Here is a 15,720-nt window from a genome sequence, read left to right on the forward strand (position 1 = left end):
CGCCGGCGCAGGGGGCCGACTTCGCGCCCCGAACGGACGTTCAGCCCTCGGTCATGCCAGGATCACAGGTACCGCCCGACCGACTCCCACTGCACCGCCGCGACGCGAGGAGGCCGCCCGATGAGCGCCAAGATCCCCCAAGACCTGGACCGCAACCTGGCCCTTGACCTGGTCCGGGTGACCGAGGCCGCCGCGATGGCCGCCGGCCGCTGGGTCGGCCTCGGCGACAAGGAGGGCGGCGACGGCGCGGCTGTCGACGCGATGCGCAAGCTGATCAACTCGATCCAGATGCGCGGCGTGGTGGTGATCGGCGAGGGCGAGAAGGACAACGCCCCGATGCTCTTCAACGGCGAGCATGTCGGCGACGGCAGCGGGCCCGAGGTCGACGTCGCGGTCGACCCGATCGACGGCACCACGCTGATGAGCAAGGGCATGCCCAACGCACTGGCCGTGCTGGCGGTGGCCGAGCGGGGCGCCATGTTCGACCCGAGCGCGGTCTTCTACATGGAGAAGATCGCCGTCGGCCCCGACTGCGCCGACGTGATCGACATCAATGCCGGCACGACGGAGAACCTGCGCCGGATCGCCAAGGCCAAGAAGGGCAGCGTCTCCGACGTCACGGTCTGCATCCTCGACCGGCCGCGGCACAAGCAACTCGTCGACGAGGTGCGCCACGCCGGCGCCCGGATCCGGTTCATCTCCGACGGCGACATCGCGGGCGCGATCTACGCCGCTCGGGAGACCTCCGAGGTCGACGTGCTGATGGGCATCGGGGGTACGCCCGAGGGCATCACCGCGGCCTGCGCGCTCAAGTGCATGGGCGGCGAGATGCAGGCCAAGCTCTGGCCGCGCGACGACGCCGAACGGGAGAAGGCGCTGGCCGGCGGTCACGACCTCGACCGGGTCCTGCACACCGACGACCTGGTGCGTGGCGATAACGCGTTCTTCGTCGCGACCGGCGTGACCAGCGGCGACCTGCTGCGCGGCGTGCACTACCGGGCCGGCGGCGCCTACACCCAGTCGATCGTGATGCGCTCCAAGAGCGGCACGATCCGGATCATCGACTCCTACCACCGCCTGGAGAAGCTGGCCCTCTACTCCTCGGTCGACTTCGACGGCCGCCCGATCGCGGAACAGGAACTCAGCTAGCCGTTGTCCGACGAGTGACCCGGGAACAGGTGCGCGTCCGGGTCGATGGCGACGGCCGCGTTGTTGACGGCGGTGGCCGCCTCGCCGAAGCCGGTCGCGATCAGCCGCACCTTGCCGGGATATTCGGTGATGTCGCCCGCGGCGTACACCCGGGGCAGGTTGGTGGCCATCGTGCTGTCGACCTTGACGTGGCGCTTGTCGAGGTCGAGGCCCCACTCCGCGAGCGGCCCGAGGTCGGCGGTGAAGCCGAGCGCGGCCACCACCGTGTCGACCGGCACGGTCTCGGTCTCGCCGCCCTTGACCGCGATGTCGGCGTGGGTGACCGCCTCTTCGCCATGGATCTTGGCGACCTCGGCATTGACCACGATCTTGACGCTCAGGTCCTGCACGCGCGCGACGGTGGCGGCGTGTGCCCGGAACCGGTCGCGGCGGTGCACGAGGGTCACCGACTTGGCCAGCGGCTCGAGGGCCAGCGCCCAGTCGAAGGCCGAGTCGCCGCCGCCTACGATCAGCACGTCGCGGCCGGCCAGGTCGGCCAGGTGGGGCACGAAGAAGACGATGCCGGTGCCGGCGAAGGCCTCGGCGGCCGGCAGCGGGCGCGGCGTGAAGCTGCCCATGCCGCCCGTGATGATCACCGCGCCGCAGCGCAGTTCGGTGCCGTCGGCGAGCCGGAGCATCGGCTGCCCATCGACGTAGGACAGGCCGTCGGCCCGGTTGCCGAGCAGGTATTCGGGGCGGAACGGCGCGGCCTGCTCGACCAGGTTGGCGACCAGTTCGCGGCCCTTGATGCTGGGAAAGCCGCCGATGTCGTAGATCTGCTTTTCCGGGTACATGGCGGTCACCTGGCCGCCCGGCTCGGGCAGCGCGTCGACCAGGGCCACCGAGAGGCCGCGGAAGCCCGCGTAGTAGGCCGCGAACAACCCGGCCGGCCCGGCCCCGATGATCGCGACGTCGATTTCCCGCATGGCTCACCAATGCCCTTCAGGCAATGCTGCCCGGTCGACATCGACGGTAGGCATAGCGATGCCACACCGGCAAGGGCGGTCCCAAGCTGTTAGCGACGGAACAGGATGGCGGCGACCGCGCCGCCGAGGAACCCGAACAGGTGACCCTGCCAGGAGACGTGCGGATCGGACGGCAGGATGCCGAAGAGCTGCCACCAGTAGAGCAGCCCGACCAGCACCACGACGCCGAGGTTCCACCACGTGCGTTCCACGATCCCCCGGGCCAACAGCAGGCCGAAGTAACCGAAGATCACCCCACTGGCACCGACCACCACCGTGTCGGGCGGCGCCGTGATCCACACGCCGAGGCCGCTGACCAGCATGATGAACGCCGTCGACCAGATGAACCGGCGTGCGCCCGCAGCCAGCACGAACGTGCCGAGCAGGATCAGCGGCACGCTGTTGCCGTAAAGGTGCTCGAAGCCGTCGTGCAGCAGCGGCGAGAAGATGATCCCGTCGAGTCCGTAGACACTGCGCGGGATGATCCCGCCGCGCGGGTCGAGGCCGAGGTGCAACCAGTAGTCGAGCGCCTCGATCGCGAACAGCACCGGAACGACCGCGCACATGGCCACGAACGCCCGCCCGACCGCGGCGTAGAACGTCTCGGTGCCGAAGCGCAGCCCGCCGGGATGGGGATCGGTCGTCCAGTCCTGCGACACGCACTAGGGGTACCAGGCGAGAACCGTTCACGCCAAGCGGTTCTGCAGCGCTGTCACGCCGGCCGCGATGTCCGGCGCGAAGGTGGACACCTGGGCGTAGACCCCGGGATAGTTCTTGCGGGCACAGCCGTACCCCCAGCTCACGATCCCGATCTGCAACCAGGAGCCGGTGGCGTCGAGCCGGACCATCGGGCCGCCGGAGTCGCCCTGGCACGAGTCCTTGCCGTTGCGGGCGGCGCAGATCATGTCGGAATCGACGATCTCCACGCCGAGCTTGCCGTATTTGCGGCCGCAGGACGAGTCGGAGACGGATTCGACGTCGACCGAGCGCAACCGGCGCTGCTGGATGAGCGAGCCCTCCCGGGTCGAGCCCCAGCCCATCACCGTGAACCGGCCCTCGTCATAGGTGCCGTCCTGGGGCAGCGCCAGCGTCGGCAGATCGAACGGCTGGTCGAGCAGGATCAGCGCCCAGTCGTCGCCCTTGGTCGCGTCGGTGTAACCGGCCGCCCGCTGGACGTAGCGGGACCGCACCGTCTTCGCCTGGTCCGACTGGAGGTCGACCGAGCCGCCGGTGATCAGCATGCTGGTGTCGGCGCCGCTGCGCTTGACGCAGTGGCCGGCGGTCAGCACCACCTGCGGCGCGACCAGCGAGCCACCACAGCCGACGGAGAGCCGGACCACCCAGGGATAGGTGCCCTCGTCGACGCTGTGCCCGCCGACGATCCGCTCCTGCCCGTCGCCGTCGTCCGCCCACGAAGCCCCTGGCAACAGGCTAAGAACCGCCGCCGCCGCCGTCACCAGTAACGCGCCCCGAAAGCGCCACCGCCGCATGAATCAGACCCTAGATCCCGCAAAAGCAGCAGAGGGTACGAACCCGCCGGTTCGTACCCTCTGCCCGTTGTTCTGGTATTAGTACCAGCCCACGTCTTCCGAATGCTCCCAGGCGCCACACGGGTCGTCGTAGCGGCCCTCGATGTAGCCCAGGCCCCACTTGATCTGAGTGGCCGGGTTGGTCTCCCAGTCGGCGCCGACCGTGGCCATCTTGCTGCCGGGCTTGGCCTGCGGAATGCCGTGCGCACCGGAACTGTCGTTGTGCGCGCTCGCGTTCCAGTGGCTTTCCCGGGTCCAGAGCTTGTCCAGGCACGGGAACTGGTCGATCTTGAAGCCTTCCTGCAGCATGAGCGCGCAGCCGATCTTGCGGTTGCCGTCGTACTCGTTGCAGGAGGCGGGGATCGGGCCGTCGTAGGGCTTGCTCTTGACGGGCTCCTTCGCCGCTTCCCGCTTCTTGCGGCTGGCCTCTTCGGCCTGCTTGGCCCGCGCGGCGGCCGCCTTGGCGGCTTCCTGGGCGCGCTGCTGCGCGACGGCCTCGACCTGCCGGCGCAGCGCCATCGCCGACTCGTGGTCGAGGTGGTGCTCCTTCAGCAGCGCGTTCTCCGCCTGCGCAGACTCCGCGGCAAACCGCGCATCGATCCCCTGCTCCTGGATTTTCCGGTCCTGGCTCAGGTAGTAGCCGCCACCGACCCCCGAAATGAGGATGCCGACCGCCAACGCCCGAACCCCGTACCGGCTCCACAGCCGAGTCACGAAGTCGTTCCCTTCGTCGGGGACAAGGACCCGGCGCTTCGTCCGCCGGGAGCGGCCCCCGCTCTTCCCGGGGCGCGTTCGCTCGCCAGACACCATTGCGCACAGTGAGTCGTGAGGGAAATAGGGAGGCCGTTGTGTGATCTGGGTCACGGGATAAAGGTGGGGAAATCCGGCGAACCGCCGCTCTCAAAAAAGTTCTGGTGACCGTGTCGATCCGCGTGGGGTCTGGACGACGCGTGGGTAAGAAACCAAACCGATGGAGGATCAACGATGAAGGTCTGCACCGGCGCCAGCATGTCGCTCGATGGCTACGTCTCCGGCCCGGCCGAGTCCGGGTTCGAGCACCTGTTCGCCTGGTACGCCAACGGCGATGTCGAGGTGCCCACCGGCAACCCAGAGATGACCTGGCGGCTGACCGAGGCCAGCGCCAAGCACCAGCGCGATTTCACCGCCGAACTCGGCGCGCTGGTGGTCGGCCGGAAGCTCTTCGACTTCACCAACGGCTGGGGCGGCATGCACCCGCTGGAGGTGCCCACCGTGGTGCTCACCCACAACCCGCCCGACGGGTACGAGGACAACAAGTGGTTCGTGTTCGTCACCGACGGCATCGAGAGCGCCATCGCCCGGGCCGCCGAACTGGCCGGCGGGAAGAACGTCGGGCTCAACTCGGGCCGGATCGCCAGCCAGGCGCTCGACGCCGGACTGCTCGATGAGGTCTGGATCGACCTCGTGCCGGTCCTGCTGGGCGGCGGCACGCCCTACTTCAGCGACCTGGGCGTCAAGCCGGTCGAGCTGGAGGGCCCGCTGCAGTCGGTGCAGGGCAACCGGGTGACCCACCTGCGCTACCAGGTCGTCAAGCGCTGAACGCCCGGAAGGGGCCCCCGGTCGCCGGGGGCCCCTTCGCCGTCGTCGCTCAGTTCGGGATGTCTTCCAGCAGGTCGGTGACCACCTCGGCGATCGCGGAGCGCTCCGAGCGGGTCAGCGTCACGTGCGCGAACAGCGGGTGCCCCTTGAGCGCCTCGATCACGGCCGTGACACCGTCGTGCCGGCCCACCCGCAGGTTGTCGCGCTGTGCCACGTCGTGGGTGAGCACCACGCGCGAACCCTGGCCGATCCGCGACAACACGGTGAGCAGCACGCCGCGCTCCAGCGACTGCGCCTCGTCGACGATGACGAACGCGTCGTGCAGGCTCCGACCGCGGATGTGGGTCAGCGGCAGCACCTCGAGCATTCCCCGGGCCAGCACCTCTTCCCGGACGTTCTCGTGCACCACGGCGCCGAGCGTGTCGAAGACCGCCTGGGCCCAGGGCGACATCTTCTCCGACTCGCTGCCGGGCAGGTAGCCCAGCTCCTGCCCGCCGACCGCGTAGAGCGGCCGGAACACGATCACCTTCTTGTGCCGGCGCCGCTCCATCACCGCCTCGAGGCCCGCGCAGAGAGCCAGCGCCGACTTGCCGGTGCCGGCCCGGCCGCCCAGCGACACGATCCCGATCGTCTCGTCGAGCAGCAGGTCGAGGGCGATCCGCTGCTCGGCCGAGCGGCCGCGCAGGCCGAACGCCTCCCGGTCGCCGCGGACCAGCCGGACCACCTTGTCGGGCAGCACCCGGGCCAGCGCCGAACCGCGCGCCGAGTGGACCACCAGGCCGGTGTGACAGGGCAGCTCGGCCGCGGCGTCGATGGCCAGGTCGGCACCGCCGTAGAGCTCGTTGACCTCGTCTTCGCCGACCTCGACCTCGGCCATGCCGGTCCAGGTCGGGTCGCTGGCCTGGCCGTGCCGGTATTCGTCGGCGGCCAGCCCGACCGCGGCCGCCTTGACCCGCAGCGGCATGTCTTTGCTGACCAGGGTGACTTCGCGCCCCTCGCCGGCCAGGTTGAGGGCGACCGACAGGATCCGCGCGTCGTTCGACTCGTTGCGGAAGCCCGGCGGCAGGACGCCGTCGTCGGAGTGGTTGAGCTCGACCCGTAGGGTGCCGCCGACGTCGTTGACCGGCACCGGCTGGTCGAGCCGGCCGTGTTTGATCCGCAGTTCGTCGAGCATGCGCAGCGACTGCCGCGCGAACCAGCCGAGCTCGGGATGGTGCCGTTTCCCCTCCAGTTCGGTGATCACCACCAACGGGAGCACGACCTCGTGCTCGTCGAAGCGGCGAAAGGCCGCGGGATCGGACAGCAGGACCGAGGTGTCCAGGACGTAGACGAGCTTTCCTGGCCCGTCCTCCTTCGCGGCGGCCTTGCGCCCACGCGGAGCGCGGCCGGTCGCGGTGGTGTCCTGGGTGGCCCGGGGAGTGGTGCGCGATGTCGTCACAGGCCTGCTCCGGCGAGCGTGCACCCGGACCGCCCGCGTGTTCCGCCACGTCCGGTGCCCGGGAGCACGGGGTCGGATGCGGGCCCCGTGGCGAAGTCTTCGCAGGTCCAGGCCGGCCGGCTGGCGCGGGATGACCCCTCGCCATGGCTAGACGCTAACTGGCGCCGGCCGTCCGGGGGAAGTACACGCCGAAGTAAGAGCCTCTCGTTTACCCAGTTTTTCTTAGGGGTTGGCCGGCCCGGCTGGCGCGAGCCGGGCCGGCCACCGGCACCGACGCGCGCCCCTCACGCGTCGCTGCCGTGGGATCGGGGCCACCGGACTGGCCCGATCCCGGGTTGCGCGAACCACCGTGCCACCAGGCGGTTCACGCTCGCAGAGGACCACTCACCCCGTGGGTTGTCCCGCCATAAGGCGAACTCCCGCGGCGTGCCGTCCGCCGTCGGTTGTGGTCCCCGCGAAGGAGGCGCTCAGATAGGTGGTTCCCGAACCGATCATGGTGGTCGGGACGTCCAGTGCGGACCGTTGCCGCGGTTCCGCCCGGATCGTGGCCGCCACCGTCTGCGCCTCCCGGCGCCGGCGATTCCACGCGCCCCGGTCGCCGTCGAAATAGCCTTGTCGGTATCCATTGCGGTAGGTCAGGTGTCCGTGCAGCCGCCCCGCGGCGTAGCTCGACGAGCTGAGCACCAACACCAGGAAGATCGCGAAGTACAGCGTCATCGGTGCCCGGTGCCCCTCACCGTTCGTCGGGGTAACGCGGTGCCCGGTCGATGCGCGGGTTACCGGCCAGCAGGTGGTCGATGTCGTCGACGCCGACCTCCTCGACGAGCTCGACCGCGACCCGGCACTGGTCGATGACCACCTCGGCGACCGAGGTGCGGCGCACTTCGGCGCCGGTGTCGTAAACCCGGATCCGCAGGTCCGGGCAGCCGAGGTGGATCCGCCACGCGTCCCACTCGACCATGTCGGCGACCTGAAGCGACACATACCTGGCTCCGCGGGCGAGGTAGAGCCGCCATGGCGCGGTGATGCCGGCCGCAACGCCCGCCGCGATCAGCCCGAACGCCTGCTCCCGGGTGGCCAGCTCGGTCACCGGACAAATCCTTGTGATGTCACGTATACGTGACGGCTATCGGCACGCTTCGTCTCGTTCACGTGACACACCGTAGGGCGTATCGCGTACGTGACAGCATCGGCTTTTCGGGCGATTAGCGAGGAACCCCCGTCGACCTATTCTGACCACGTGACGCGCCCCGAACCGCCGCCCCGATCGTTTACCGGCGATCTTCTGGGATCGTCACGCACGCGATACACCTCGGTCGCGCGGACCGGGGAGATCGAGAACTGGCCGTATCGTCGCGCGGTGCCGGACACCTCCCCTGGGCGCAAGATCGCGTTCGCCGCGTTCGTCCGCAAGGCGCTCGACGACGCCCGCGCCACCCGCGCCTGGAGCGCCTCCGAGGTCTCGCGCCGCACCGGCGTGTCACGACAGACCGTCAACCGGTGGATCCGGGCCGACTGGGCCAGCGACCCCGAAGCCGAGCGGGTGGTCGCGTTCTGCACCGGCCTGGGCCTCAACCCGACGGTCGCGTTCGGAGTGCTCGGCTGGGACACCGCTACGTCCGCACGACCGGCGCCGGCCGCGCCGCCGATGGATCCCGACGTCGAAGCGCTGCTGCGCCGGCTGGTCGATCCCAACGTGTCCGACGCGGAGAAGTTCCACATTCGCGAGACCATTCGCTATCTCGCATACCGACCCTTGTTGCCATCCGATCGCCCTTCCCGGCGCGGTAGGGCGGTCTAGATGCACAAATGGCGAAAAGATCGGCGACTCACCTGGCGATTGGCACTCTTACCCGCTTGGTAGCGCAGTACCGTGCGCCTTTGTACTGCTTGGGCTCGGGTCGGGTGGGGAGCACCGGAGGTCAGCCAAGCCCTGCGGGACAAGGAGGAGGGGTCATCCATGGCCCTGAAATGGGGTGCGGTCGTGGTCGCGGTCGTCTCGATCACATTGTTCGCGACCGCCAACATCATCGTGGGAGTGCAAGGCACAGAAGAACTACCGACCGCGTTCAACATGGCGACGGTCGCGGCTGCTTCTGTGGGGGTCATCGTGGCGGTACTCGCCGAAATGTACGGCCGCGTCAACGGGCGGATCACCGCGCTGGCGGAGTTCGTTGCGGCTCGGCTCAACGAGGTCGACGCGCACACGGGCGATCGCAACGCTGGATTCGTCGAGGGTTACCTGCTCAGCCATGGTGAGGAAACCGCCGCTGTCGTCCCCTTCGGGCAGCGCACCGTGCGCCGGATGGGAGTTGCCGACGACTGATCCGGGATCGGCCCAAGTGGGACAAGATCGACAATCGCAGAGTGACCTGCTGTCAACCGGGTGATCCGTCGGCTCCGGCGGGGTCCCGCACCCGGTAGGCTCTTGCGTGTGCGGGGGTCAGACAACGGCCACGGGCGCGACGACCGCCCGCTGAGTGCGGAGAGCGCATGGCGCTTGACCGCCGATCGAGCCGACGAGTGCGTGCTCTTCTTCGACTTCGACGGCACACTGGCGCCAGTCGCAGACGACCCCACCGCGGTGCGGCCGGTGCCCCGGGCCCTGTCGGCGATCGGCGCACTCGCCTCGGTCGTCCGCCGGGTGGCCATCGTCTCGGCCCGCCCCGTCGACTTCCTGCGCGACCGCTTCCACGGCGCCGCCGACGTCGACCTCTACGGCCTCTACGGCCTCGAACACAGCCACGGCGCGGGCCCGACGGTGACCGAGCCCGCCGCGTTGCCCTGGGTGCCCGCGATGGCCGACCTGGCCGACCGGGCCCGGGCCGAGTTGCCCGCCGAGATCCTGGTCGAGTTCAAACGCCTGTCGGTGGCGCTGCACTATCGCACCGCGCCCGACCTGGGGGGCGAGGTCGAGCGCTGGGGCCGCGCGGAGGCGGAGCGCCTGGGCCTGCGGGTCCAGGCCGGCCGGATGGTGCTCGAGCTCAAGCCCCCGGTCGACCGCGACAAGGGCCTGGTCATCGGCGAGGCGGTCGCGTCGGCCGGCTGCGCCTGGTATTTCGGCGACGACGTCTCCGACCTCAAGGCCTTCGCCGCGCTGCGCGACCGTGAGGAACGCGATCCGTCGTTCTTCGGGGTGTGTGTCGCGGTGGCCAACCCGGAGACCGGCAAGGCGGTCGCCAGCGCCGCCGACCTGACCTTCGAGTCACCGGAAGCCCTCGGCGACTTCCTCGGCGAAGCCGCGGCGTCGGTCCGCTGATCCGGCTCCACATCCGGATTGCTCGGGCTCGCGGTGGGCACGACCGTTGCTCCCGCCAGAGAGCGCTTCGCTGCCAGGTCCGCGACACACCCGCGCCGCGCCACGAACAATCCGCGGTAGCCGGGGTCGCCGTCCGTTGCCGCTGCACCGCACAGCCTCGCCGCTCGGCGGCGACGGGTGAGTGGCCAGCCGCGGGTCAGACGCCCCAGCGGGCGCAGGCCGAGTTGAGCAGGCTGATATAGGCCCGCAGGTCAGGCTGGCCGGGGCGCCAGGAGGCGACCTGGTCGGCCACCTTGGTCAGGTCGGTGCGGAGCTTGGGGTCGCGGGCCTCGGCGGCGCGGTCGCGCACGAAGCCGGCCCATTTCTTGCCGATCGTCGCCTTGTCGGCCTGGGCCGCGTTGTCGTAGGACTTCGAATAGTCGTTGGTCGCCGTGCGCACCCGGCCGCAGACGTTGCGGTCGGCCGGTGGGGTCATCTCGGTGCCGGGGACGCTCGTCGCGGTCGGGCCCGTCGCGGCGGTCGGCGACGCACCCGGGGCCGGGGTCGCCGCACCGGTCGAGGCGCTGGTCGCGCCCGGCAGCGGTGCCGCCTGCCGGTCGATGTCAGCGGTGCAGCCGGCGGCCAGCGTTCCGGCCGTGAGCACGATCGCAACCTGGAGCACCCCGCGCAGCCTCATGCCCTGAGAGTGTGCCGGGCGGCATCGACGATCGCCACCCTCAGCCGGGGCCCCCCTGTCCTGTCGATCATCGTGAGCCGAGACGGAGGCCAGATGTCGTCTGGTGGTTGCTCGGGATTGCCGGGATACCGATGTTGTATCTCGGTGATCCCGAGACGCCGCCAGGCGGCATCTGGGCCCGTCGCAGGCCGCGATGATCGGCAGGACACGGCGTACGAGCAGATGACGGCGTGCAGGTTTAGTCGGGCGTTAGGGTGGGCCACGAGGACCTCCGGGCGTGGGTGAAGACGGCTATCTCCACGACGCCAGGAGGCCCTCCTTTTGATCAAGCATTTGAACCCGGCGTGTCACCAACGTCCCGAGCCAGTACACCTAGGCGCCGTAGCGGCGCTGGCGGCTGGCGTAGGAGCGCAGGGCGCGCAGGAAGTCGACGCGCCGGAAGTCGGGCCAGTTGGCGTCGCAGAAATAGAACTCCGAGTGCGCCGACTGCCAGAGCAGGAAGCCCGACAGGCGCTGCTCGCCGCTGGTGCGGATGACCAGATCGGGGTCGGGCTGGCCGCGCGTGTAGAGGTGCTCGGCGATGTGGTCGACGTCGAGCACCTCGGCCAGCTCTTCCAGCGTGCCGCCGCGCGACGCGTGCTCCTGGAGCAGCGAGCGGACCGCGTCGGCGATCTCCCGCCGGCCGCCGTAGCCGACCGCGATGTTGACCTCGGCGCCGCCCACCCGCTCGCGGGTGCGCTCCTGCGCCGCCTTCAGCGCTGCCGCGGTCTGCGCCGGCAGCAGGTCGAGCGCGCCGACGATGCGCAACCGCCAGGGGTTGGCATCCTCGGCCAGCTCGACCACCAGGTCTTCGATGATCTGCAGCAGCGGGTCGAGCTCGGCCGCCGGCCGGCGCAGGTTGTCGGTGGCCAGCAGGTAGAGCGTCACGTGCTCGATGCCGGCCTGGTCACACCAGCCGAGCAGATGTTTGATCTTCGCCGCACCGACCCGATGGCCGTCGTTGGGATCGACGTATCCCATCTCCTTGGCCCACCGGCGGTTGCCGTCGCACATCACCCCGACGTGACGGGGCACCGGCTTGCCGGCCAGCCGGGAGGTCAGCCGCCGTTCGTAGATCGAATAGACGAGATCACGCAGATTCATCACTTGCAGACTAGCGACCTGCGCCATGGACGAACGGACGAGCTTGTTCTGTCCGAACGGTCAACTCGCGAGCGATGCGCCCCAGCGTGCGGGGTTGCAGCAGTCCGTCACCGAGCCCCAACTCGACGATCGAGTCGAAGACCTGGCGATCATTGCCGGCCGCCCGGACCGCAGCCTGGATCACCGTCGGACGGCGGGCAAGCCAGGCCGCCGCGGCGCTGTGCCGCAGGTGCCGGCCGAGGCGGCGGCGCAGGGCGGTGGCGTAGACCCGGGCGGCGTGTGCGGGTGACACGGCCGCCGCGTGCCCGGCGAGCGAGCCGGAGAGCACGGCGTAGAAGATGCCCTCGCCGGTGAACGGGTTGATCAGTGACTGGGCGTCGCCGACCAGCAGCACCCGCCCGTTGCCGTGCCGGGGCTGTGCGGTCGACAACGGCAGGTGATGGGCGCGCAACCGGGTGACGTCGGCGAGATCGATCTCCGGCAACAGGTCGGCCATCCGGTCGAGCAGGTGCGCGCGGCTGAGCGGCCGACCCCGCATCACCTCGCCGTAGCCCACATTCGCCGTGCCATCGCCGATCGGGAACGCCCAGGCGTAGGCGGGCCACCGCGGCCCCGAGGTGACGATCCGCTGATCGGTCAACCCGGGGAAGGCGACGTAACCACGCATCGCGACCGCGAGGTGACGGCCCTTGTTCGGCTGGTGGCCGATCGACCGCCGGACCATCGAGCCGGCCCCGTCGCCACCGATCAGCGCCCGGGCGGCGAACTTCTCGTCGACCACGACCCGGTCGGCCTCGACGCGCAGCGTACGCACGGTGTGCCGGCGGAGTTCGGCACCGGCGCCGACGGCCGCGTCGACGATCCGCGCGTCGAGCACGTAGCGGGGGATCGTGTAGTCGGGCCGGCGCAGTTCGCCTGCGGCACGGCCGTCAGGTGTCTCCAGGCTCAGTGACCGCACCGGCTCGAAGCCGGCGGCGATGCCGTCGACGCCGAGCCCGCGCAGCACGTCGAGCACGTGCGGCGCGATGCCGTCGCCGCAGGTCTTGTCGCGCGGGAAGCTGGCCTTGTCGAGCAGCAGCACGCTGGCCCCGGCCCGGCGCGCGGCCACCGCCGCGGTCGCGCCGGACGGGCCGGCGCCGACGACGATCACGTCGTAATCGATCATCACGGAACCGTATCCGCCAGGGGTGCCTCCGCGCGCGGCGCCGGCACCCGGACCCCGGTCGCCGATCGGACCGGTCGGGCCCCCCAGAGCGCGACCACGGCCGCGGCCAGCAGCGGGCCGCCGTCACGAATCAGCCCGTCGAGGCCGAGCAGCCACGCGCATAGCGGCAGGTCGACGGCCAGGACCAGGAGCGTGACGACGATCAGCGCGATGCCGGCCCAGCGCCGGCCGCGGACCAGGAAGATCACGATGGGCAGCAGCACGTTGCCGACGAGGACCGCGAACGCCAGCCAGAGCACGACGAACGGCAGCCGCTCGAGCCGGTCGGGCAGCACGGCGCCGAGCGAAACCAGCGCCGGCACCACCATCAGCGGCGCGTAGGTGAACGCGGCCGCCCGCGCGGTCAACGCCCGGGCCGCGGCGGCGGGGCGGCGCGGGGCGCCCTCCTGCCAGCCGATCCCGCCGCGGGCGACGACCAACCGGTTGGGGTGGCGCACCAGGTGGGCGCCCACTGTGGGCACCCGGTAGAGCAGCACGGCAACTCCGACGCAGCACGCGGTGAGCAGCACGAAGCCGACCGCGCCGGGCAGCGGCGGCACACCGGACCGCGGCACGACCAGGCGGCCGACGGCGAACACGGTGGTGACGGCGAGGATCAGGCCGAGCGGCTTGGCGGCGGCCCGGCCGCGCCGGACGTGCCAGACCAGGATCAGGAAGCCGAACGAGCGCAGCAGCGCCCAACCGGTGCGCACCGCCAGACCGAAACCATGCTCCGGCGCGTACGCCCAATTGAGCAGTTCGACCGCGACGGTGGCGGCCGCGGTGGTGTAGAGGAGCGCGACCAGGGCGCGCACCGTCGGGGGCATGTTCGTGAGTCTAGGGAGGCCCGGCCCGCCGGGCCTCCCCAACGCGAGGTCAGCTCAATCGGGCCTTGAGCGCGTCGAGTTCGGCCCAGAGCACCCCGGGCAGTTTGTCACCGAACTTCTCGAACCACTCGGTGACCTGCGGGATCTCCGCGCGCCACTCGTCGGCGTCGACCCGCAGGGCGGCCGCCACCTCGTCAGGGCCCATGTCGAGCCCGGACACGTCGAGCGAGTCCGGCGTCGGCACGTGGCCGATGGCGGTCTCGACCGCGCCGGCCCGGCCGTCGATCCGCTCGACGATCCACTTCAGAACACGCGAGTTCTCCCCGAAGCCCGGCCACAGGAACCCGCCGTCGGCGTCGCGGCGGAACCAGTTGACGTAGAAGATCTTGGGCAGCTTGGCGGTGTCGGCGCCGGCGCCCTTGCCCATCTCGATCCAGTGTGCGAAGTAGTCACCGGCGTTGTAGCCGATGAACGGCAGCATCGCCATCGGGTCGCGGCGCACCACGCCGACCTGGCCGGCCGCGGCGGCCGTGGTCTCCGAGGACAGCGTGGCGCCCAGGTAGACGCCGTGCACCCAGTCGCGGGCCTCGGTCACCAGCGGGACGGTCGTCTTGCGACGGCCACCGAACAGGATCGCGTCGATCGGCACGCCCCGCGGGTCGGTGTATTCCGGCGCGATGATCGGGCACTGCTCGATCGGCGTGCAGAACCGGCTGTTGGGGTGCGACGACAGCTCACCGGAGTCGGGCGTCCACGACTGTCCCTTCCAGTCGGTCAGGTGCGCGGGCGGCTCGCCCATGCCCTCCCACCAGATGTCACCGTCGTCGGTCAACGCGACGTTGGTGAAGACCGAATTGCCGCGGGCGAGGGTACGCATCGCGTTGGGGTTGGTCCGGTAGTCGGTGCCCGGCGCGACGCCGAACAGTCCGAACTCGGGGTTGACGGCGTAGAGCCGGCCGTCTTCGCCGAACCGCATCCAGGCGATGTCGTCGCCGATCGTCTCGACCTTCCAGCCCGGGATGGTCGGCTCCAGCATCGCCAGGTTGGTCTTGCCGCAGGCCGACGGGAACGCGCCGGCGATGTATTTGACGACGCCTTCCGGCGAGGTCAGCTTCATGATGAGCATGTGCTCGGCCAACCAGCCCTCGTCGCGCGCCATCACGCTGGCGATTCGCAGCGAGTAGCACTTCTTGCCAAGCAGCGAATTGCCGCCGTAGCCGGAGCCGTACGACCAGATCTCCCGGGTCTCCGGGAAGTGCGAGATGTATTTCGTGTCGTTGCACGGCCAGGCAACGTCCTTTTCGCCCGGTGCCAGCGGGGCGCCGAGGGAGTGCAGGGCGGGCACGAAGTCGGCGTCGTCGCCCATCGCGGCCAGCACCCGGGCACCCATCCGGGTCATGATGCGCATCGAGGCGACCACGTACGCGCTGTCGGTGATCTCGACACCGAACATCGGGTTCTCGGCCTCGATCGGGCCCATGCAGAAGGGGATGACGTACATCGTCCGGCCGCGCATCGAGCCGCGGTAGAGCTCGGTCATCTCCCGCTTCATCTCGGCGGGGGCCATCCAGTTGTTGGTCGGCCCGGCGTCGGCCTCGTCGACCGAGCAGATGAACGTGCGCTCCTCGACCCGCGCGACGTCGGTCGGGTCGGTCCGCGCCCAGAACGAGTTGGGGCGTTTCGCGTCATTGAGCCGGACGAGCGTGCCGGCCTCGACCAGCTCGCCGGTCAGCCGGGTCCATTCCTCATCGGACCCGTCGACCCACACCACCCGGTCGGGTCTGGTGAGCTCGGCGACCTCGTTGACCCACGCCAAGAGCCGCGGATGAGAGGTCGGGGTTTCATCGGCGCCGCGACGGGTGGCCGTGACAGTCATTGCGAACTCCTACTGGTCGACGCTGACCTATGGGTGC

General features: G+C 70.2%; 17 protein-coding genes. 5 read left to right on the forward strand and 12 right to left on the reverse strand.

Translation table 11 applies throughout. From position 1 onward, the window contains the following. Positions 1-120 precede the first annotated feature (120 nt). Positions 121-1,149, forward strand: coding sequence for a class II fructose-bisphosphatase (gene glpX / locus AB0J74_RS04525; protein ID WP_363444607.1), 1,029 nt, complete (start codon positions 121-123; stop codon positions 1,147-1,149). Here the strand turns inward: glpX and AB0J74_RS04530 are convergent. The 4 genes from AB0J74_RS04530 to AB0J74_RS04545 form a co-directional block, all read right to left on the reverse strand. Then, a complete protein-coding gene (locus AB0J74_RS04530; RefSeq protein WP_363444610.1) occupies positions 1,146-2,114 on the reverse strand; it encodes an NAD(P)/FAD-dependent oxidoreductase in 969 nt (322 codons plus the stop codon). The two genes, glpX and AB0J74_RS04530, sit on opposite strands and share 4 nt — an antisense overlap. Before the next feature lie 89 nt (positions 2,115-2,203). Then, complete coding sequence (locus AB0J74_RS04535; RefSeq protein WP_363444612.1) at positions 2,204-2,812, reverse strand: rhomboid family intramembrane serine protease; 609 nt, start codon at positions 2,810-2,812, stop codon at positions 2,204-2,206. Positions 2,813-2,839: 27 nt separating this feature from the next. After that, positions 2,840-3,643, reverse strand: coding sequence for a serine protease (locus AB0J74_RS04540; RefSeq protein WP_363444614.1), 804 nt, complete (start codon positions 3,641-3,643; stop codon positions 2,840-2,842). Between the two features lie 78 nt (positions 3,644-3,721). Continuing rightward, the gene (locus AB0J74_RS04545) at positions 3,722-4,396 is read right to left on the reverse strand and encodes a lytic transglycosylase domain-containing protein (RefSeq protein ID WP_363444617.1); all 675 of its coding nucleotides are present in this window, start codon (positions 4,394-4,396) and stop codon (positions 3,722-3,724) included. 270 nt (positions 4,397-4,666) lie between these two features. Here AB0J74_RS04545 and AB0J74_RS04550 point away from each other — a divergent pair, with 270 nt between their 5' ends. Next, positions 4,667-5,260 carry a dihydrofolate reductase family protein gene (locus AB0J74_RS04550; RefSeq protein ID WP_363444619.1) on the forward strand — a complete coding sequence of 198 codons (594 nt, stop codon included), beginning with the start codon at positions 4,667-4,669 and terminating at the stop codon, positions 5,258-5,260. Positions 5,261-5,309: 49 nt separating this feature from the next. Here the strand turns inward: AB0J74_RS04550 and AB0J74_RS04555 are convergent, their stop codons facing one another. The 3 genes from AB0J74_RS04555 to AB0J74_RS04565 form a co-directional block, all read right to left on the reverse strand. Then, positions 5,310-6,581 (reverse strand): PhoH family protein, encoded by a 1,272-nt coding sequence (locus AB0J74_RS04555; protein ID WP_363445439.1) that lies wholly within the window; start codon positions 6,579-6,581, stop codon positions 5,310-5,312. Between the two features lie 501 nt (positions 6,582-7,082). After that, positions 7,083-7,415, reverse strand: a complete 333-nt coding sequence (locus AB0J74_RS04560; RefSeq protein WP_363444621.1) for a hypothetical protein — start codon at positions 7,413-7,415, stop codon at positions 7,083-7,085. 16 nt (positions 7,416-7,431) lie between these two features. Further along, positions 7,432-7,788, reverse strand: coding sequence for a hypothetical protein (locus tag AB0J74_RS04565; RefSeq protein ID WP_363444624.1), 357 nt, complete (start codon positions 7,786-7,788; stop codon positions 7,432-7,434). A gap of 270 nt (positions 7,789-8,058) precedes the next feature. Between AB0J74_RS04565 and AB0J74_RS04570 the strand changes: the two genes are divergently transcribed. The 3 genes from AB0J74_RS04570 to otsB all read left to right on the forward strand — a co-directional run bounded on the left by AB0J74_RS04570 (position 8,059) and on the right by otsB (position 9,957). Further along, on the forward strand, positions 8,059-8,499 hold the full coding sequence (locus AB0J74_RS04570; RefSeq protein WP_363444627.1) for a helix-turn-helix transcriptional regulator: 441 nt from the start codon (positions 8,059-8,061) through the stop codon (positions 8,497-8,499). Positions 8,500-8,658: 159 nt separating this feature from the next. Then, positions 8,659-9,024, forward strand: coding sequence for a hypothetical protein (locus AB0J74_RS04575; protein WP_363444629.1), 366 nt, complete (start codon positions 8,659-8,661; stop codon positions 9,022-9,024). Positions 9,025-9,132: 108 nt separating this feature from the next. Then, complete coding sequence (gene otsB / locus AB0J74_RS04580) at positions 9,133-9,957, forward strand: trehalose-phosphatase (RefSeq protein WP_363444631.1); 825 nt, start codon at positions 9,133-9,135, stop codon at positions 9,955-9,957. A 196-nt stretch (positions 9,958-10,153) separates the two neighbouring features. On the opposite strand, the gene AB0J74_RS04585 is transcribed toward otsB, so the two are convergent. From AB0J74_RS04585 to AB0J74_RS04605, 5 genes are all read right to left on the reverse strand, one after another. Next, the gene (locus AB0J74_RS04585) at positions 10,154-10,633 is read right to left on the reverse strand and encodes a hypothetical protein (protein ID WP_363444633.1); all 480 of its coding nucleotides are present in this window, start codon (positions 10,631-10,633) and stop codon (positions 10,154-10,156) included. A gap of 372 nt (positions 10,634-11,005) precedes the next feature. Continuing rightward, positions 11,006-11,776, reverse strand: coding sequence for an isoprenyl transferase (locus AB0J74_RS04590; RefSeq protein WP_363444635.1), 771 nt, complete (start codon positions 11,774-11,776; stop codon positions 11,006-11,008). 10 nt (positions 11,777-11,786) lie between these two features. Further along, complete coding sequence (locus tag AB0J74_RS04595) at positions 11,787-12,941, reverse strand: geranylgeranyl reductase family protein (protein ID WP_363444637.1); 1,155 nt, start codon at positions 12,939-12,941, stop codon at positions 11,787-11,789. Next, positions 12,941-13,807 (reverse strand): hypothetical protein, encoded by an 867-nt coding sequence (locus AB0J74_RS04600; RefSeq protein WP_363444640.1) that lies wholly within the window; start codon positions 13,805-13,807, stop codon positions 12,941-12,943. The genes AB0J74_RS04595 and AB0J74_RS04600 overlap by 1 nt, the downstream gene beginning before the upstream one ends. A gap of 49 nt (positions 13,808-13,856) precedes the next feature. Beyond that, a complete protein-coding gene (locus AB0J74_RS04605; RefSeq protein ID WP_363444643.1) occupies positions 13,857-15,683 on the reverse strand; it encodes a phosphoenolpyruvate carboxykinase (GTP) in 1,827 nt (608 codons plus the stop codon). Positions 15,684-15,720 lie beyond the last annotated feature (37 nt).

The organism is Asanoa sp. NPDC049573 (assembly GCF_040676615.1).
Classification (GTDB): Bacteria; Actinomycetota; Actinomycetes; order Mycobacteriales; family Micromonosporaceae; genus Asanoa.